At 62.6% G+C, this 17,640-nt stretch carries 19 protein-coding genes and 1 tRNA gene; 9 read left to right on the forward strand and 11 right to left on the reverse strand.

The features are described 5' to 3' along the window. The first annotated feature begins 348 nt into the window (after window positions 1–348). The gene (locus QEO92_RS16795) at window positions 349–1,401 is read left to right on the forward strand and encodes a threonine aldolase family protein (RefSeq protein WP_227703776.1); all 1,053 of its coding nucleotides are present in this window, start codon (window positions 349–351) and stop codon (window positions 1,399–1,401) included. Window positions 1,402–1,413: 12 nt separating this feature from the next. Here QEO92_RS16795 and QEO92_RS16800 read toward each other — a convergent pair whose 3' ends face one another. Then, complete coding sequence (locus QEO92_RS16800) at window positions 1,414–2,280, reverse strand: LysR family transcriptional regulator (protein ID WP_037155940.1); 867 nt, start codon at window positions 2,278–2,280, stop codon at window positions 1,414–1,416. 87 nt (window positions 2,281–2,367) lie between these two features. Between QEO92_RS16800 and QEO92_RS16805 the strand changes: the two genes are divergently transcribed. Beyond that, window positions 2,368–3,366, forward strand: a complete 999-nt coding sequence (locus QEO92_RS16805) for a bile acid:sodium symporter family protein (RefSeq protein ID WP_227703777.1) — start codon at window positions 2,368–2,370, stop codon at window positions 3,364–3,366. 81 nt (window positions 3,367–3,447) lie between these two features. Here QEO92_RS16805 and QEO92_RS16810 read toward each other — a convergent pair whose 3' ends face one another. Next, on the reverse strand, window positions 3,448–3,930 hold the full coding sequence (locus QEO92_RS16810) for an Hsp20 family protein (RefSeq protein ID WP_037155938.1): 483 nt from the start codon (window positions 3,928–3,930) through the stop codon (window positions 3,448–3,450). Between the two features lie 23 nt (window positions 3,931–3,953). Between QEO92_RS16810 and QEO92_RS16815 the strand changes: the two genes are divergently transcribed. After that, window positions 3,954–4,133 (forward strand): hypothetical protein, encoded by a 180-nt coding sequence (locus tag QEO92_RS16815; RefSeq protein WP_227703778.1) that lies wholly within the window; start codon window positions 3,954–3,956, stop codon window positions 4,131–4,133. Between the two features lie 177 nt (window positions 4,134–4,310). Here QEO92_RS16815 and QEO92_RS16820 read toward each other — a convergent pair whose 3' ends face one another. Both QEO92_RS16820 and QEO92_RS16825 read right to left on the reverse strand, forming a co-directional pair. Continuing rightward, window positions 4,311–4,565, reverse strand: a complete 255-nt coding sequence (locus QEO92_RS16820; protein ID WP_227703779.1) for a hypothetical protein — start codon at window positions 4,563–4,565, stop codon at window positions 4,311–4,313. A gap of 5 nt (window positions 4,566–4,570) precedes the next feature. Next, window positions 4,571–5,368, reverse strand: a complete 798-nt coding sequence (locus tag QEO92_RS16825) for a DUF899 domain-containing protein (RefSeq protein ID WP_227703780.1) — start codon at window positions 5,366–5,368, stop codon at window positions 4,571–4,573. 122 nt (window positions 5,369–5,490) lie between these two features. Here QEO92_RS16825 and QEO92_RS16830 point away from each other — a divergent pair, with 122 nt between their 5' ends. From QEO92_RS16830 to QEO92_RS16840, 3 genes are all read left to right on the forward strand, one after another. Continuing rightward, on the forward strand, window positions 5,491–6,711 hold the full coding sequence (locus QEO92_RS16830; protein ID WP_227703781.1) for a helix-turn-helix domain-containing protein: 1,221 nt from the start codon (window positions 5,491–5,493) through the stop codon (window positions 6,709–6,711). Between the two features lie 34 nt (window positions 6,712–6,745). Further along, window positions 6,746–7,372, forward strand: a complete 627-nt coding sequence (locus QEO92_RS16835; RefSeq protein ID WP_227703782.1) for a Vgb family protein — start codon at window positions 6,746–6,748, stop codon at window positions 7,370–7,372. A gap of 116 nt (window positions 7,373–7,488) precedes the next feature. Then, on the forward strand, window positions 7,489–8,478 hold the full coding sequence (locus QEO92_RS16840; protein ID WP_037155923.1) for an alpha/beta fold hydrolase: 990 nt from the start codon (window positions 7,489–7,491) through the stop codon (window positions 8,476–8,478). Between the two features lie 9 nt (window positions 8,479–8,487). Here QEO92_RS16840 and hisN read toward each other — a convergent pair whose 3' ends face one another. Together hisN and QEO92_RS16850 are read right to left on the reverse strand one after the other, a co-directional pair. After that, the gene (gene hisN / locus QEO92_RS16845) at window positions 8,488–9,264 is read right to left on the reverse strand and encodes a histidinol-phosphatase (protein ID WP_227703783.1); all 777 of its coding nucleotides are present in this window, start codon (window positions 9,262–9,264) and stop codon (window positions 8,488–8,490) included. A gap of 326 nt (window positions 9,265–9,590) precedes the next feature. After that, window positions 9,591–10,478 carry an N-formylglutamate amidohydrolase gene (locus tag QEO92_RS16850; RefSeq protein ID WP_037155917.1) on the reverse strand — a complete coding sequence of 296 codons (888 nt, stop codon included), beginning with the start codon at window positions 10,476–10,478 and terminating at the stop codon, window positions 9,591–9,593. 186 nt (window positions 10,479–10,664) lie between these two features. Between QEO92_RS16850 and cpdR1 the strand changes: the two genes are divergently transcribed. Together cpdR1 and QEO92_RS16860 are read left to right on the forward strand one after the other, a co-directional pair. Next, window positions 10,665–11,027, forward strand: a complete 363-nt coding sequence (gene cpdR1, locus QEO92_RS16855; protein ID WP_037155914.1) for a response regulator CpdR1 — start codon at window positions 10,665–10,667, stop codon at window positions 11,025–11,027. A 106-nt stretch (window positions 11,028–11,133) separates the two neighbouring features. Further along, window positions 11,134–11,208 (forward strand) — tRNA-Val (locus tag QEO92_RS16860). Window positions 11,209–11,254: 46 nt separating this feature from the next. Here QEO92_RS16860 and QEO92_RS16865 read toward each other — a convergent pair. Then, window positions 11,255–12,091 (reverse strand): Hint domain-containing protein, encoded by an 837-nt coding sequence (locus QEO92_RS16865; protein ID WP_227703784.1) that lies wholly within the window; start codon window positions 12,089–12,091, stop codon window positions 11,255–11,257. 311 nt (window positions 12,092–12,402) lie between these two features. On the opposite strand from QEO92_RS16865, the gene QEO92_RS16870 reads away from it, so the two are divergent. Next, a complete protein-coding gene (locus tag QEO92_RS16870; protein ID WP_407722108.1) occupies window positions 12,403–13,305 on the forward strand; it encodes a transglycosylase SLT domain-containing protein in 903 nt (300 codons plus the stop codon). A 274-nt stretch (window positions 13,306–13,579) separates the two neighbouring features. Here QEO92_RS16870 and QEO92_RS16875 read toward each other — a convergent pair whose 3' ends face one another. From QEO92_RS16875 to QEO92_RS16890, 4 genes are all read right to left on the reverse strand, one after another. Continuing rightward, window positions 13,580–13,753, reverse strand: coding sequence for a DUF1328 domain-containing protein (locus QEO92_RS16875; protein ID WP_037155909.1), 174 nt, complete (start codon window positions 13,751–13,753; stop codon window positions 13,580–13,582). A 60-nt stretch (window positions 13,754–13,813) separates the two neighbouring features. Then, complete coding sequence (locus QEO92_RS16880; RefSeq protein ID WP_227703786.1) at window positions 13,814–14,848, reverse strand: ABC transporter ATP-binding protein; 1,035 nt, start codon at window positions 14,846–14,848, stop codon at window positions 13,814–13,816. Beyond that, window positions 14,845–16,413 (reverse strand): ABC transporter permease, encoded by a 1,569-nt coding sequence (locus tag QEO92_RS16885; protein ID WP_037156133.1) that lies wholly within the window; start codon window positions 16,411–16,413, stop codon window positions 14,845–14,847. The genes QEO92_RS16880 and QEO92_RS16885 overlap by 4 nt, the downstream gene beginning before the upstream one ends. Window positions 16,414–16,509: 96 nt before the next feature. Continuing rightward, window positions 16,510–17,526 carry an iron ABC transporter substrate-binding protein gene (locus QEO92_RS16890; protein WP_227703787.1) on the reverse strand — a complete coding sequence of 339 codons (1,017 nt, stop codon included), beginning with the start codon at window positions 17,524–17,526 and terminating at the stop codon, window positions 16,510–16,512. Window positions 17,527–17,640: the final 114 nt, after the last annotated feature.

Here is a 17,640-nt window from a genome sequence, read left to right on the forward strand (position 1 = left end):
TGCAGCGCAGCATAACCCGGATCGGCGTTGACGTCAGCGGAAAAGAGGGGCCAACCAGCGCTTCATTTCCCGAAATTAGGACAGCATTTCTGTCCTAATTCGCATTTTCTATGACACAGATTAGAACGGTTAACAAGAGTATGGATTGAAAATTTCGGGACCGCCGCGACAGGAGATTGCCGGGCAATGCGTAAGCGCGAAATTTAATTACCTCTCAGGTCTGGTGATATTCAGATGATTGCCCCGGATATAGGTCCGCTGGGTGAGAGCGCCTTTACCGTTGATTGTGAGGCCAAAACGCCTAATCTGCGCCGGACCTTTTCAAAAGTTCTCCCAAGGTGTCCTTTCATGTTCTTCGCTTCCGACAACTGGGCCGGCGCCCATCCCGCCATCAATGAACGTCTTTCCAGGGAATCGGCCCGGTTCGCCGCCGCCTATGGCACGAGCGACCTGGACAAGGCGGTCGAAGCCCGTTTCAACGAGATTTTCGGGCGTGAGGTGTCCGTCTATTTCGTCTCCACCGGCACGGCGGCCAACTCGCTGTCGCTGGCGAGCGTCGCCCGTATCGGCGGCGTCGTTTTTTCCCATTCGGAAGCGCATGTGATCGAAGACGAGTGCGGCGCGCCGGATTTCTTCAGCAACATGCGCATGGTTCCGGTTGATGGCGAAAACGGCAAGATGGACCCCGCGAACCTCGCGAGCGGCATTGCCGGTTTCCCGCAGGATTCGCTGCATCACGGCCGCGCCGCCGCCGTCACCCTAACCCAGGCGACGGAAAGCGGCACGATCTATACGCTCGACGAGATCGAAACACTCTCGACCATCGCCAAGGCGAACGGCCTGCCGGTCCACATGGATGGCGCGCGCTTTGCCAATGCGCTGGTAGCGCTCGGCACGACGCCGGCCGAAATGACATGGAAGCGCGGCGTCGACATCCTCTCCTTCGGCGGCACGAAGAATGGCTGCTGGTGCGCCGAAGCGATCGTCTTCTTCAATCCCGAACTGGCGAAAGATTTCGCCTTCATCCGCAAGCGCGCCGCCCAGCTTTTTTCGAAGACCCGCTTCATCTCGGCGCAGTTCGAAGCCTATCTGCAGGACGATCTCTGGCTCGGCATGGCGCGCCACGCCAACACCATGGCCGATCGGCTGCGCGCCGGCATTCGTTCGCTGAACAGCACGCGGCTTGCCTGGGACACGACCTCCAACGAGGTTTTCGCCGTGCTCAACAAGGCCTCCGCCGAAGCCGCCCAGGCCAGGGGGGCAAAATTCTACGACTGGCCGGCACCGCACGCCATGCCGGAGCCGGTGAAGGACGACGAGATGCTGATCCGCCTCGTCACCAGTTTCGCGACGACCGAGGACGATATCGACCAGTTCCTGTCAATCTGCAAGGCAGGCTGACAGCCGCAAATATCAGGCCGCGTTGCGCTGATGCTGCGGCACGATCTGCGCCTTGATCAGGCTCGACAGCGCCTCCGTGAGCGCGGCATCCGCGCCGCGCCGGGGGATCAGCACGAACTCCGCGTCCTCCAGCACCGGCAGCCGGTCGGCCGGGATTTCCTTCAGGCCCGAAGGCGCCATGCTGCGGGGCTGCACGAGCACGCCCATGCCGGCCCGCGCCGCGGCAGTAAGCCCACTCAGGCTTTCGCAGGTGCAGACGATCCGCCAGGGCATCTTTTCCCGGTCGAGCGCCTCCTGCGCCACGCGCCGTGTAATGGATGGCGGCGGAAAGGCGATGAGCGGCAGAGCGTTGCCGCGCGAAAGAATGAGGTCGGGATCGCGCGCCAGCCAGACGAGCGGCTCGCGATAGAGAAGCCGCCCATGCGTCTCACCGACATGCCGCTTGGCGAGCACGAGGTCCAGGTCGCCCTCATCCTGCATCTGGTGAAGCACGGCAGAGAGCGCCACGGTCAGTTCCAGATCCACCAGCGGATAGAGCCGGATGAAATCCTCGAGAATGGCGGTGAGCCGGTTCGCCACCACGTCCTCCGAAACACCCAGCCTCAAACGCCCCCTCAGCCGGCTTTCGCCGAACAGCGAGGCGACCTTGCCGTTCAACTCCAGCATGCCGCGCGCGTAGCCCAGCAGCGCCTCGCCTTCCGCTGTCAGCCTGACCTGATGCGTATCGCGGAAGACGAGCTGCCGCCCGAGCGATTTCTCCAGCCGCTGGATATGCTGCGTGACGGTCGACTGGCCGATGCCGAGGCGGAGTGCGGTTTCCGTGAAACTGCCGGTCTGCTCCAGCATGACGAAACTGTTCAGGTGGTGAAGGTTCAGCATGGCTATCCGCCTTCGTGATAACTGTTAATGTTTGCATTCTGCTTCATGATAAGCGAGAGATAAAGCCTCATTGCGAGGAACATGCTCATGAGCCGTTTTCTGCCGGACCGTTTCACGGTCTTCCTGGTCTGCACCGTTATTCTCGCCTCCGTCCTGCCGATCCATGGGCAGTGGGCGGAGTGGTTCGGCGTCGCGACCGATTTCGCCATCGGCCTGCTGTTCTTCCTGCACGGCGCGCGCCTGTCGCGCGATGTCGTGGTGGCTGGCTTCCTGCACTGGCGCCTGCATCTGACCATCCTCGCCACCACCTTCGGGATCTTCCCCCTGCTCGGGCTGGCGATCGGCTTCATCCCGTCGGATATCCTGCCGCCCGCGCTCTATGCCGGCATCCTGTTTCTCTGCGTGCTGCCCTCGACGGTGCAGTCATCGATCGCCTTCACCTCGATTGCCGGCGGCAACGTGCCGGCAGCGATCTGCGCCGCATCCGGCTCGAATATCTTCGGCATGTTCCTGACCCCGCTGCTCGCCGGCCTGCTGCTCTCGACCACCGGCGACGGAGGTTTTTCGTGGGATGCGCTGGAAAGCATCTTGTTGCAGCTTCTGGCGCCCTTCGTCGCCGGCCAGATCCTGCAGCCCTGGATCGGCAACTGGATCCGCTCGAAGAAGAAGATCCTCGCCCCGGTCGATCGCGGTTCGATCCTGATGGTCGTCTATCTCGCCTTTTCCGAAGCGGTCATGGAAGGTCTCTGGCACACCTTCTCCGCCGTCGATATCGGTGTCGTCATCCTGGTCGACATGGCTCTTCTGGCAATGGTGCTCTGCATCACCATGTTCGGCAGCCGCGCGCTCGGCTTCAACAAAGAAGACGAGATCACCATCACCTTCTGCGGCTCGAAGAAATCGCTGGCGAGCGGCGTGCCGATGGCAAACGCCATCTTCGCCAACCAGTCGTCCTCGATCGGCGCGATCGTGCTGCCGCTGATGCTCTTCCACCAGATCCAGCTGATGGCCTGCGCCGTCATCGCCCAGAAATACGCAAATCGTCTGAAGGCGAAGGAGACGACCGCGGAACCGGCGGCCGCGTGAAACAAAAAAGCGGCCCTTCCGTATCGGGAAGGGCCGCAAACTCGGCTTGCTGCTTTGACTGGAGGTCTTGAGGGCCGAGGGTCAGTTGACCTGCTGCGGCGTGACCTGAGCCTCGATCGTCTTCGCGGTATCGCCGGCTTCGGCGGCGATCGCGATGCGGCGGGGCTTCATGGCTTCCGGGATATTCCTGAGAAGGTCGATATGGAGCAGGCCGTTCTTCAGCGAGGCGGACTGGACCTCGACATGATCGGCAAGCTGGAAACGGCGCTCGAAGGCGCGCTTGGCGATGCCGCGATAAAGGTATTCGCTCTGGCCGCCGGCCTCTTCTTCGCTCTTTTCACCTTTCACGGTCAGCACATGGGCATGGGCTTCGAGCGACAGTTCCTTTTCGTCGAAACCGGCGACAGCCATGGTGATGCGATAGGTGTTTTCACCGGTCCGCTCGATATTGTAGGGCGGATAGCTCGGGGTCTGTTCAACGGTGCCACGGTTGTCGAGCAGGTTGAAGAGGCGGTCGAAACCGACGGTGGATCGGTAAAGGGGGGAAAAATCGACGTGACGCATGATGTCCTCCTTGGGAAGCGACGTTGCGGTTTTCGTTTGGCTCCGCCTCCCGTAATGGCGATGGCGGACCGTTCACGCGGACCCTTTTTGGCGCCCGCAGGATGAAGATGGGCATTGCGCTCTCGCCGTTCAAGGCCTCGTCGGGGCCGCCTCCGGAAACCTCCGGCCGGCATGAACCGGGCATGAACATGGGATTCCTGTGACGTTCAGGACCGACTTGATAGAACAGGACCAGGGAAGCAGGACTGCCTCCCGAAGACGTCATTCGTCCCTTCAGTCATCCTCTGCCGGGACCGCGCAGTTTTCCCTGAACCGCCGGTTCCGGTTTCTTTTTTGCGCCGGCAGATCGCGCCGGCGCGAATTCCTTACGGAACGGCGCGTCAGGACCGGCCCGAAGCGGTTCCTCCTCCGGCGAAAGGCAGCCTGAGCCAGGGCGCCAGATGGAAGACGCTCATCAGCAGGTACATCGGCACCATTCCTCCGAACGGCGACATGTCGTGCACGGAGGAGCAGATCATGTCCGCACCGCCGGTCGCGGCCGTCAGCAGCGCCATGATCGCGAATGTCGGTGCCGCGGCAAGGGACAGCCAGCCGGAGACCGGCCTCCCTTTCGCGTTGTCGCGGTGGAGCGGCATCGGCCTCACCCCCTGCCATACCTGTCGTGGTGGCGCCACCAGATACCGGTCTCGTTGCGGCCCCTGGGCGCACGATCGAGCCATTGATACATGCCCCACAGGCCATCCAGTCCGCGCGAATAGCTGGAATAGGTGTGGTAGACGACGCCGTCTTCGAGCACGAAGGCGCTGACGCCCGGCCTGTCGCGCGCATAGGTGGCGACATCGGTCCCGGTCGAAGCCGCGATCTGGGCGATGGGGCTTTCGCTGCTGCCCTGCTGCCATTCATGAACGGTCTGGCCTCCTGGGGGCCCCGCCAGCGGCGGCTCGCGGCGGAAATTGTATTCGATCGTGCCCTCGCGCTGCTGGTCCGCGGTGAACCAGACGCTGAAGTCGGCGTTGAAGTCGCCGCCGTTCGAGGACGCCCAGGGAAAGCTCCATCCCATCCGCTCTTTGAAGGCCTGCAGTTTTTGAAGCGGTGCCCGCGACACGGCGGAAAAGGCCACGTCATGGTTCTCAAGGTGAACAACGACGCCGTTGAACCCGTCGGCGATCGAGGAGCAGGACGGGCATCCAGCCGTATAATCGGGTCCGAACATGAAATGGTAGACGAGAAGCTGCGAACGTCCGCCGAAAAGGTCCACCAGCGAGGCGCTCCCGTTCTCGGTCTCGAACCTGTACTCCTTGTCGATCCGCACCCAGGGCAGTTCCTGGCGCCGCAGTGCCAGTTCGTCGCTCTTGCGCGTCAGCTCCTTCTCGTCCCTCAACAGGTCGAGCCGTGCTTTCAGCCATTCTTCGCGTGTCCCGGTCATATGTGTCATCATCGCTTTTCTCCATTTGACTGCCTGCCGCCGCCCGATTTCCGGTACGGCGGTTGCTTGCTGGTCGTGAATAAACTAGGTCCGGTTATCGGGATGGTGGGAGTTACAAGTGTGACGGGATTCCGATGGACTCGCTGATCACCGCCGCGGCACGCGCACTCGCAGCAGGAGATCCGCTCGGCGCATTGAAGCACGTCGCCCTGCGGGACGATGCGCCCGCCCTTGCGCTGAGAGGCATTGCCATGGCGCAACTCGGCGAGCTCGACCGGGCAAAGATGCTTCTCAAAAGTGCCGCGCGCGCCTTCGGTTCGAGGGAGGCCGTGGCCCGCGCCCGGTGTGTCGTCGCCGAAGCCGAGATTGCACTCGTCTCCCGCGAGCTCAGATGGCCCACCAGGGCGCTCGACACGGCGCGGGCGACGCTCGAGGCGCATGGCGACGGCCTCAACGCCGCCCATGCGCGGAACCTCGAACTCCGGCGCCTGCTCCTCATCGGCCGCCTCGACGAGGCGGAACGCATTCTCGCCGGCCTCGCCCCAATACCGCTCCCACCGGCGTTGGCGGCCGCCCGCGCGCTGGCGGTTGCGGGAATAGCGATCCGGCGCTTGCGGACCGGGGCGGCGCGCGCAGCGCTTGCCGAGGCCGGACGGGCCGCAATCGAAGCGAAGATCCCCGCACTGATAGCCGAGGTCGAAAGCGCCTCCCTCGTCTTCAGCGCACCGGCAGCACGGCTGGTCGCCCGCGGCGACGAACGCCCTCTCCTGCTCGACGAGGTCGAAGCGCTGCTGGCATCGGGCAAGCTCGTCGTGGACGCGTGCCGCAACGTCGTGCGGGACGAAAAAACGATAGTCCCGCTTGCGACACGCCCGGTCCTCTTCGCGCTTCTGCGTGCTCTGGCCGAAGCCTGGCCCGCGGATGTATCGAGGAGCACGCTGCTTGCCCGCGCCTTCCGGGCGAGGCATGCGGACGAATCCCATCGCGCCCGGCTGCGCGTTGAAATGGGGCGGCTTCGCGCAGAGCTTCGAACGCTGGCGGATGTCAGGGCGACGAAGCGGGGCTTTGCGCTGGTGCCGCGCCACGCCTCGGAAGTCGTCGTGCTGGCGCCGCCCGTCGAGGAGCAGCATGCGGCGGTGCTTGCTTTCCTCGCCGATGGCGAGTCATGGTCGAGTTCGGCGCTCGCGATCGCACTTGGATTGAGCCCGCGTACCGTGCAGCGGGCGCTTGAGCAGCTGGCGGCGGCGGGCAAGGTGCAGTCATACGGCCGCGGACCGGCACGCCGCTGGATGACTCCGCCCGTATCGGATTTCCCGACAACCTTGTTACTCCCGGGCCCGCTGCCGAGCGGCTAGGTTGGAGGCGTGAAAACAAAGAAAGGGTGAAACCATGAAACGATCCCAAGCCGAAATCCTCCGCGAATACGGTCCCTTTCCGGATGTGGAGCAGGTGGCAGGCGTCACCTTCGATGGCCGGCATGTCTGGTTCGCGTCGGGTGACAAGCTGAATGCGTTCGATCCGGCAAGCGGTAATGTGGTGCGCTCGATCGATGTCCCCGCGCATGCGGGAACGGCCTTCGACGGCCGGCATCTGTTCCAGATCGCCGAAGACCGCATCCAGAAGATCGATCCGATGACCGGCAGCGTGCTTGCGACGATCCCGGCGCCCGACGGCGGCTCGTCCGGTCTTGCCTGGGCCGAGGGAACCCTCTGGGTCGGACAGTACAGGGACAGGAAGATCCACCGGATCGATCCGGAAACGGGAGCGATCCTCCGCACCATCGAGTCCAACCGTTTCGTCACCGGTGTTACCTGGATCAACGGCGATCTCTGGCACGGCACCTGGGAAAATGACGAGAGCGAGTTGCGGCGGATCGATCCGGAAACGGGAGAAGTCCTGGAAAGGCTCGGCATGCCGTCCGGAGCCAACGTGTCGGGGCTCGAATCCGACGGCGGCGACCGGTTCTTCTGCGGCGGCGGAAACAGCAGCAAGGTCAGGGCCGTCCGCCGGCCTTGAGCCATGGCATTCGAGATCCGGACAATCGTCCATGAGGACGCCCATGCCGGCTTCGTCGGCGCCCGGCCATTCTTTTTCCCTTGACGTTACGCCGCCCGCGCCTATCGCTTACCGGCATGACAGAAGCAGAAGCCTCCGCCAACGATGTCCTCCACCACACCCCGGCCAATCCGGCGCCGTTGAACTATACGGCCGGTTATTTCACCGGCCATCGCGGCACAAAACTGCGTTACGGCCTCTTCCGCTCCGAGATTTCGCCGGCGGTCGGCACGGTCGTCGTCATGCAGGGCCGTAACGAATTCATCGAAAAGTATTTCGAGACGATCCGCGACCTGAATGCGATGGGCCTATGGGTCGCCACGTTCGACCTGCGCGGCCAGGGCGGCTCGGATCGTTTGACGAAGAACCCGCGCAAGGGCCATGTGCGCCGCTTTTCCGATTACGAACGGGATCTCGAAATCTTCCTCGAGCAGATCGTTCTGCCGGATGCCCGCCTGCCCTTCTTTCTGGTCGGCCATTCCACCGGCGCGCTGATCGCACTCTCGGCCGCCCCGCGGCTGTCGACCCGCATTCATCGTATGGCGCTTTCGGCGCCCTATATCGCGCTTTCGGGCCAGGGCGCACCGCAAGGCGCGATCCGCACGCTCGCCGGCCTCGCCTCCTGGACCGCACTCGGCCGCATCTCGATGGGTACGGACCAGAGCCGCCGCCCCTTCGAGGGCAACCCGCTCACTTCCGACATCGCCCGCTTCCATCGCAACGCGGAAATCATTGCAGCTCATCCGGAGCTGACGGTCGGCGCGCCGACGGCCCGCTGGCTGCATGAGACCTTCAAGGCCGCCCGCCGTGTATCGAACCAGGCGCATCTGACCCGGATCACCATTCCGACGTTGATCCTCGCCCCCATGCTCGATGGCGTCGTGCCCTACCGGGCGCAGGAGGAACTGTCGAGGAAATTTCGGGCCGCCCAGCTCATTACCGTCAACGGGGCGCGCCACGAACTCTTTCACGACAGGGATATCTACCGGGCGCAGGGGCTGGCCGCAATCGAAGCCTTCATGCCGGGCCTGGACGGCGGCTTCGGCCTGTCCGAAACCGCCGCCTGATTCCTCTCGTCACCTTCCCGAAAGCAGCGCCAGCGCCTCTTCATGAATGGCCTTGCTGCCGGCGGCGACGATGCTGCCGCCACTTTCCGGCCGCCCACCTTCCCAGGTGGTGATGACGCCGCCGGCCTGCTCGATGAGCGGGATGAGCGCCCCGACGTCGTAGGGCTTCAGCCCGTTCTCGACGACGATGTCCACATGGCCGGAGGCAAGCAGCGCATAGGCATAGCAATCGCAGCCGTAGCGGAAGAGCCGCGCCCTGCTTTCGACCATCCGGTATTTTTCCATCTCTCCGCCCACGAAAAGATGGGGCGACGTGGTGAAGAGAATCGCATCGCTCAGCGTTTTGCAGTCGCGTGTAAAAATCTGCCGCTCGCCATCGGGCCCGCGATACCAGGAACGCGTACCGTCGGCGAAATAGCGCTCGCCGGTGAAGGGCTGGTCGACGAGGCCCATCCTGGCGCGACCGTTCGACTGGAAGCCGATCAGCGTGCCCCAGACCGGCAGGCCGGAAATGAAGGCGCGCGTGCCGTCGATCGGATCGATCACCCAGATATGCTCGCGATCGAGACCGATATTCTCATGCTCCTCGCCGAGAATGCCGTGCTCCGGGAACTTTTCCGTAATCAGCGTGCGAATCGCGGTTTCGGCTGCGCGATCGCCCTCCGTCACGGGATCGAACCCGCCCTCCAGCTTGTTCGTCACATAGGCGCCGGTGCGGAAGCGTGGCAGCGTCTCCGCCCTGGCGGCATCGGCAAGCTCGTAGAAGAAGTTGCGGTCCGGAAGCATGGAAACCCCTCGATGGATGGATGCTTCTTCTAATCACGTTTCCCGCAACTGGAAACCGGTTTCATCGACCATCGCCGAAGACGGCGCGAAGCCCTGCCGCAAATCTCACCACTTCGCCCAAAAATGACGCAAATTTAATCAACTAAAAAAGTTGCTTGACATTTGTGCAGCGCACTACTAGCGTTGTCATACAGTCTTTGACTGTAAATACCCTCCTTGGGTGTTTCCTCCCTAGACTTAGCCGCGCTCCAAAGCGCGGTTTTTTTTGCCCGCCGATCGGGGATCGGCAGAAAAATACATTCAGTGAACCTCTGGAAGCCCGGAATTTACTCCGCGGCGAGCGCGCTGTTGCCGCCGGCGAAATCGACGACGAAATCGGCCATCTGCCGCATGAAGGTGGAAAGGGCTGCAGCAATCGCCGGGAATTCCGGCTTCTTGGCGAGTGTTACTTCGTCCACATAGAGCGCCCGGTTGACCTCGATCTGCAGGGCGTGCAGCCCCCTGACCGGCCTTCCGTAATGCTCGGTGATGAAGCCGCCGGCATAAGGTTTGTTGCGCACGGCCGAAAAACCCATCTCACCCAGGAAATGCAGTGCAGCGCGCGAAAGCTCGGCCGACGCGCTGGTGCCATATCGGTCGCCGATGATGAAGTCCGGCCGCACGTCGGAGCCGGAGAGCCGGATATTGCCGGGCATGGAATGGCAATCGATGAGGATGGCGAGCCCGAAACGGGCGTGGGTACGGGCGATCAGCTTTCTAAGGCAGGCATGATAAGGTTTGTAGATCGCCTCGACACGGGACATGCCCTCCTCGACAGACAGGCGGCGGCGATAGATTTCCATGTTTTCGGCAACGATGCGCGGGATCGTGCCGAGACCACCCGCGACACGCATCGAACCGATATTGACGAAAGGCGGCAACGGCCCGTCGAACATGCGCGGATCGAGTTCATAAGGCTCGCGGTTGACGTCCAGATAGGCGCGCGGAAAATGGGCGAGCAGCAATGGCGCGCCAAGCTCCGGTGCATCTGCAAACAGCTCGTCGACATAATGATCCGCGGAACGGCGGATCGACAACGCATCGAGATTGGCCTGAGCCAGGAAGGCAGGCGGATAGAGCCGGCCGCTATGCGGCGAATTGAAAACGAAGGGGATGGTCTGCGTTGCGGGCTCCCTTACTTCGAAATGCTCAAAATCACCCGCGCTGCAATCCATCCTGCCTTTACCATGTCACGAACTTGTTCGGAAACCCATGTTGCCAGTTGCCCGGCGCGAAGTCCATACTATCTATACCTCGCCACCCTCCTCTTCCACCTCCATTAAACGGATGTTTACCGCGTCTTGGCAGTGTAATAGGTCTCTCAAACTCTTTGAAATCTGCATTGGATACGGTCCCCGGAGATGAATCAGAAAATCCTTCTCGCCGAAGACGATAACGATATGCGCCGCTTCCTGGTGAAGGCGCTCGAAAAGGCGGGCTACAAGGTGGCTTCCTTCGACAATGGCGCAAGCGCCTACGACCGGCTGCGCGAGGAACCTTTCTCGCTGCTCCTGACCGATATCGTGATGCCCGAAATGGACGGAATCGAACTTGCCCGCCGCGCGACAGAACTCGACCCGGACCTGAAGGTGATGTTCATCACCGGGTTTGCGGCGGTCGCGCTCAACTCCGATTCCAAGGCGCCGAAGGACGCCAAGGTCCTCTCCAAGCCCTTCCACCTGCGCGATCTTGTGGATGAAGTGAACAAGCTGCTCGCCGCTTGAGCCGCGAAAAGTCCGGAAATGCGGAGCCTTCAAAAAACCTTCGCATTTCGTTTCAAAAACCAGTTGACGGCCCGACCAGTCTATGGTCTATGCGCCGCCATCGGATGGGCGTGTAGCTCAGCGGGAGAGCACTACGTTGACATCGTAGGGGTCACAAGTTCGATCCTTGTCACGCCCACCATTCCGATCTCCTTTTAGATGTGGATTCCCGATCCCGTCCGTCCTGATCAACAGGCGATTCTTTCACCCCGGGCGGCAAGTCTCACGTGGGCGTCCCGCGTTGGCGTCCGTGCTCGAATGAGCCCCGCCGAGGCCAACCGCAAAAGCGCCTTCAGGTGCTCGCGGCCACCATAGCCGACGATCGGCGCATAGGCGCTCATGGTGAGGTTGACGTCTGCCGGATAGAGACGCGCAAACTCGGCGAAGTTCGTAAAGCCCTCATAATTGTCTGCATTGAGTTGGAAACTCTCGACGGGTGCCCCTTCGGCCAGGATGACTTGGTGAGCGTCCAGCAGGATCTGGAAATATTCGATGGCGCGGCTGTCCGCGGGCAGTTCGGGCACAATCGTGGTCCCGTTGACGAGATCCTTGGCCCGGATGAGAACACCGTCGATGTAGAGAGAGTGGCCGGGGGAGAGATAGAGCTTCCGTTTCGGCGTACCTTCATCCAGGGCGGATGGCGATATGCGAATCGGCACCACGTCCATATTCCAGGTCGGCCCCCTGCATTTGTAGGTTTGAAGGCCGATCCATTTGATCGGCAGCGCCTTGCCGCCAATCGTTTCGACCAGGTCGCCGATGCGAAGCTCCTCGACAGGGACTTCACCTTTCGGTGTCATGATCGAGGTGCCGCGCAGCAGGCACATGGGGTTCTTTCCAGGGCCTTTGCCCGGCTTGTCCCCCCCTTTTTTCCACCATGCCCTTCCACCGGCTTCTGCCGAAGATGAAGAAATGATCGTGCCGGCGAGCGAACCCATTGCCACGATCCTGGCGGTCGTCGCAGCGGTCAGGCCTAGCAAATGTCGTCGCGCACTGTCGATCTCCGAGCGATCTTTACCGGTCATCGTCATTCTCCCTTACAGCCCATAATGCAGCTATCTTGCGCGCGCTTCTCGTCAGGGAGAATTTCCATCTTGGTGGATGAATTGCAGACAAACGATTACGACCATACCGCAAAAGTATTAGGATCAGCACAGGCCGGGAACAGACAAGCGGGAGTTCGAGCATGCCGTTACCGCCGGCACCTGCGGACCGTTGCGGTGTGCTATCATCGCCGGCATGAAAGCCCTTTCTTCAGCCGCGTCGTCAAGCGACGATAACCGCCACCTGCCTTGCCATGGGTGAGCTTGCGGTGAAGGCAATCCATCATCTCCTTATGGCAATGCTGGCCTTGCCCGCGGCGGCGACCTTTCCCTCGATCGGTCTGACTGCGGACGAGGAGGCTGCGTCCAAAGCCTGCCTCTATGAACGTTCCGCAAAGAATGATGGCCAGGCGCTCTGCATCGGGCGAGAAAGCTATGATCGCGATCTGTGCCGGGTAATGGAGCATGTCGCACGCGCCAACGCTGTGCCGCCGCAATTCTTCGCGCGCCTTATCTGGCGGGAAAGCCTGTTCCGCGCCGAAGCCGTGAGCCCGAAAGGTGCGGAGGGCATCGCCCAGTTCATGCCGGGGACCGCGAAGCTCCGCGGGCTTGCAAACAGCTTTGATGTCATCGAGGCTCTCGCTGCATCCTCCCTTTATCTGAGTGAGCTGCGTGACCGTTTTGGCAATCTCGGCCTCGCGGCAGCGGCCTACAATGCCGGCGAAGCTGGCCTCCAGACTTTCCTGAAGGCCGACCGTCTGCCGATCGAAACCCGGGACTATGTATTCGCCATCACAGGACATACCGTCGAGACCTGGAGGGACAAGCCGCCTGAAACCGCCGCCCCTCCCCTCGATGCGGACAAGTCTTTCATGGAAGGCTGCGTCGAACTCGCCGAGACGCGGCGCCTGCAGGAGCCTGTCCTGATCGGCTCTGCCGACTGGGCCCCCTGGGGTGTTCAGCTTTCGGCCCATTATGATCCCACGGTCGCAAGCCGGCTCTTTGTCAGCGCGATTGGTAAACTTCCTGAGCCGCTTGGCAGCGAACGCGCCCTGATCGTCCGGCAGAAGGGCGGCAACTTCGGCTACCGGCCAAGATATGCGGCAAGGATCGGAAGGGCGACCCGCGCCGAAGCGACCGAACTCTGCACCCGTATCAAGGCGGCGGGCGTGCCGTGTACCACATTCAGGAACTGAACGGCGCAGCCCGGCCAACCTAAAGCTGCCCCCATAGATGACCGGGCTGCAAATTTCTTTCACGACCGTACCGAATCGCCGCGAACTGACCTCGTGAAGCGACATCAGATGTGCCAAACGCGACGCACCTGCCTTGCTGAGGTGGGTTTTCCCCAACTTGCCCTGTCCGAATTTCGGCAGGGCTTTTTCTTTTCGGAGATGGAAGACCGAGAAGGAGCCGAGATCGGCAAGCCTCTTGGATTTGCGGGCTACCGCAGATCCCTCTTCCAGGGCGTCACATCACCGCGCCGCCGGCCATGAGCGCCAGCACGAGGAATACCAGGAAGATGACGAGGAAGAGGAAGAAGAGAAATTTCGCAATCGTTGCGGTGGCCGCCGAGATGCCGGAAAAACCGAGAAAACCGGAGATCAGCGAGATGACGAGGAAGATGAGAGCCCATTTCAGCATGGAACTTGTTCCTTCTTGTTGATGGCCGCATAACGTGAAGGAAGGTTCCAGGGTTCCCGGCTATCGAAAAACGTGCGCTGTCCCCGAGACACCGATCATCACCCGATCCCCGGGAAAAAGCGCCTCGCGGCTCGGAATGTCGAGGCGGAAGGAAAACGCTTCTGCGCCACCGAGCGTGATCCGAACATCCGAGGTCGCTCCGCAGAAATTGATCTCCGCTATCGTGCCCGGGGCTCCTTCGCCACTCGCATGCGTCACCGAAATCTGCTCCGGCCGAAGCATGATCTCGGCCTTGCCCCGATAGGCCGTATCGTCGACCGGCAGGAGGCCCAGCGGACTTTCCGCGCGGCCTTCGCCGATCACCGCCGGCAGCACGATCGCCTCGCCGAGGAAGGCGGCGGTCACCGGATCGACCGGCTTCGAATAGACCTCGCGCGGAGTGCCCACCTGCGCGAACTTCCCGGCCCGCATCACCGCCACCTGGTCGGCGAAGGCGAGCGCCTCACCCTGGTCGTGGGTGACGAGCAGCGTGGTGATGCCGGCCGCCGTCAGCACTTCCGTCACCGCCTTGCGGGTGGCGGCGCGAAGTCCCGTGTCGAGCGCCGAGAACGGTTCGTCGAGCAGCATCAGCCTCGGCTTGCGGGCAAGCGCGCGGGCGAGCGCCACGCGCTGCTGCTGGCCGCCGGAAAGCTGGTCCGGCCGACGGGAAAGCATGGCACGGTCAAGGCCCACCATGCCCATCAGTTCCGCCGCCTTCGCCTCCTTGACGGCCCGCTCCGCGTTCAGTCCGAAGCCGATGTTTTGCGCTACCGTGAGATGCGGGAAGAGGCAGCCGTCCTGCGCTACGATGCCGATGCCGCGCTTGTGCGCCGGCACCTGGGCCGAACCGTCCGCCATCAGTTGCCCGCCGAACACGATCATGCCTTCGTCCGGCTGGTCGAAGCCGGCGACGAGGCGCAGCAGCGTGGTCTTGCCGCAACCGGACGGTCCGACGATCGCCGTGCGGCTGCCGGCCGCGACCGAAAGATCGATGCCGTCGAGCGCGGCCACCATGCCGTATCGTTTGCGCAGGGAATTGAGTTGGAGAAGCGTCATCGCCCGGCGATCTTCTTGGACTGGTAGTGGAGAAGCCATATGAGCGGCATGGAAAAGATGACCATCAGCAGAGCATAGGGGGCAGCACCGGCATAGTCGATCTCGCCCGTCAGTGCAAAGAAGGCCATGGCGAGCGTGCGTGTGCCGTTCGGCGCCAGCATCTGCGTCGCCGTCAGTTCGTTGATGATACCGAGCGAGGCGAGCGCCACGCCTGCGGCGGCGCCAGGGGCAGCGAGCCTGACCGTCGTCGACCAGAGCGCATTGCCGGGCGAGCGGCCGAGACTGGCGGCCGCCTGCTCCAGCTCCACGGGCACCTGGGCGATGCTCGCCCTCAGGCTCACCAGCGCCCGCGGCAGGAACATCACGACATACGCGAGCACGATGGTCGCCACCGTCTGGTAGAGCGGCAGCATGACGCGCACGGTGACGGTAACGAGTGCCAGCGCCACGACGACGCCGGGCATGGAACTCGCGAGATAGTAGCAGCCTTCGAGGAAGCGGGTCGCACGGGTCGGCCGGCGCACCGAAAGCCAGGCGATCGGCACGGCCGCAGCGGTCGTCGCAAGCCCGCCGATCAGGCAGATGGCGAGCGTCTGGATGAGCGAAAGCCCGACCTCGTCCATCCGCCAGATGCTTGAGCCCCCGGCGATCAGCCAGCGGCCGATGGTCAGAGCCGGAATGCCGAGCGAAAAGGCAGCGACCGTCAGCGGCAGCAGCAGGCAGGGATATTTCCACTTGCCCAGCCGGATGATCTTCAGTTGGCGCGCGACGCCGGGCCCGAGCCGCGCATAACGGCGGGAACCGCGAAGGCCCGCTTCCAGGCCGAGCAGCACGAAACAGCAGAGAACCAGCACCAGCGCCAGCATATGTGCGGCAGTGCCGTTATAGGTCGACTGGAACTGGTCTATGATCGCCGTCGTAAACGTGTCGAAGCGGATCATCGCGAAAAGCCCGTATTCGGCGAGCAGGTGCAGGCCGATCAAAAGCATGCCGCCGCAAAGCGCCAGCCGAAGCTGCGGCAGCACCACGCGCCGGAAAACGGCAAAAGGCGCCAGCCCCAGCGAGGCCGCCTGATCCTCCAGCGCCGGATCGAGCAGGCGGAAGGCAGCAGCGAGCGGCAGGTAGAGAAAGGGGAAATAGGCGACGACCGAGATCGCCACCCCGGCAAAAAGCCCGTGAAGGCTCGGCCACATGCCGATCCAGGCGTAGGAATGCACGAAGGCGGGCACGGCAAGCGGTGCCACCGCGAGCCAGGACCATAGACGTGCGCCCGGCAGGTCGCTGCGTTCGGTCAGCCAGGCAAGCGACACAGCAACCACGGTACAGATCGGAACAGTGAAGAAAATCAGGAGGATGGTGTTGACCATCAATTCACCGACCCGGCCGCGGAAGATGAGCAGCGCGGCCGTTTCCCAACCGGTGACGGCGGTTGCCCACAGCACGAAACCGAGCGGCAGGAGCGCCATCACCGCCACCGCGACCGCGATGGTCAATGTCCAGGACGAGGCCGCCGGCATGCGGCGGCGCGGTGCGACTGGAACACTGGTGTCAGTGATGGAACTCATGGAAGACCCGAAAAACATGAGACATCGCAGGTAAGCCCTGCGATGTCTCCATGCAACACTTATTGCTGAGTATTAGAGCAAACTTATTGCCGCATCTCAGAGGAGGCCGGCCGCCGTCATCATATCGGTCACCTTGGCATTGTTGAGTGTCGAGGGCTCCACCTTCGGCGCCCGCAATTCGTCGAGCGGCACGAGCGCCTTGTTGGACGCTTCACCCTTGCCGACCGCGTATTCGAAGGACGTGCCGTCACGCAACACCGCCTGGCCGCCCTTGCCTGTCACCCATTTGAGGAAGGCCTGCGCCTGTTCCTTGTGCTTGGATGAGGCAAGGATGCCGCCGCCGGAGATGGAGACGAATGCACCCGGATCCTGGTTCCTGAAATAATGCAGCGCGACGTTCTTCGAGTTTTCACCGGTCTTCGCCTGGTCGCCGAAATAGTAATAGTGGTAGATCAGCGCGCCCTCGGTCTGGCCGGCATTGACGGCCCTCATCGCGGTGGAATTGCCGCGATAGGCGGTGAAGTTCTCCTTCATGCCCTTGAGCCAGTCCGCCGTCGCCTCCTTGCCCTTGAGCTGCAGCAGCGCGCCGACGATCGCCTGGAAATCGGCGCCCGAGGGAGATGCGGCCCAGCGGCCCTTCCATTCGGGCTTGGCGAGATCGAGCATGGATTTCGGCAATTTGTCTTCGGAAAGTTTCGTCTTGTCATAGGCAAAGACGGTGGAGCGGGCGGCAATGCCGATCCAGTGGCCGTCCGCCGGGCGGAACTGTTCCGGAACCTGCTCGAGCGTCGCCAGATCGACCGGAGCGAAAAGCCCCTTGCCGTCGACCAGTGCCATGGCCGGCGAATTTTCGGTCAGGAACACGTCGGCCGGCGAATTGGCGCCTTCCTGGACGATCTGGTTGGCGAATTCGAGGTCCGAGCCGTTGCGCACGGTCACCGCGATGCCGGTCTCCTCTGTGAAGGCTTCGACCCATTCCTTCGTCAGCCCCTCGTGCTGGGCATTGTAGATGGTGATGCTGTCGGCCACCTGTGCCGAAGCCGGTGTCGAAAGCGCGATGACGGAGAGGGCAAGCGCCGCGGCGCCGGCAAAGAGGGGGGAAGAAGTTTTCAAGGTCGCCTCCAAGCGAGAACTTACGCGGGCCGTCATAGCGAAACACGAGAACAGCGGTCAAGTTAAGGCACGTTCCCAAATATGTGAATGAGGGCGGAGCCAGGCGAATCAGCT

The sequence above is a fragment of the Neorhizobium petrolearium genome, from assembly GCF_029854435.1.
Taxonomy (GTDB): Bacteria; Pseudomonadota; Alphaproteobacteria; order Rhizobiales; family Rhizobiaceae; genus Neorhizobium; species Neorhizobium petrolearium.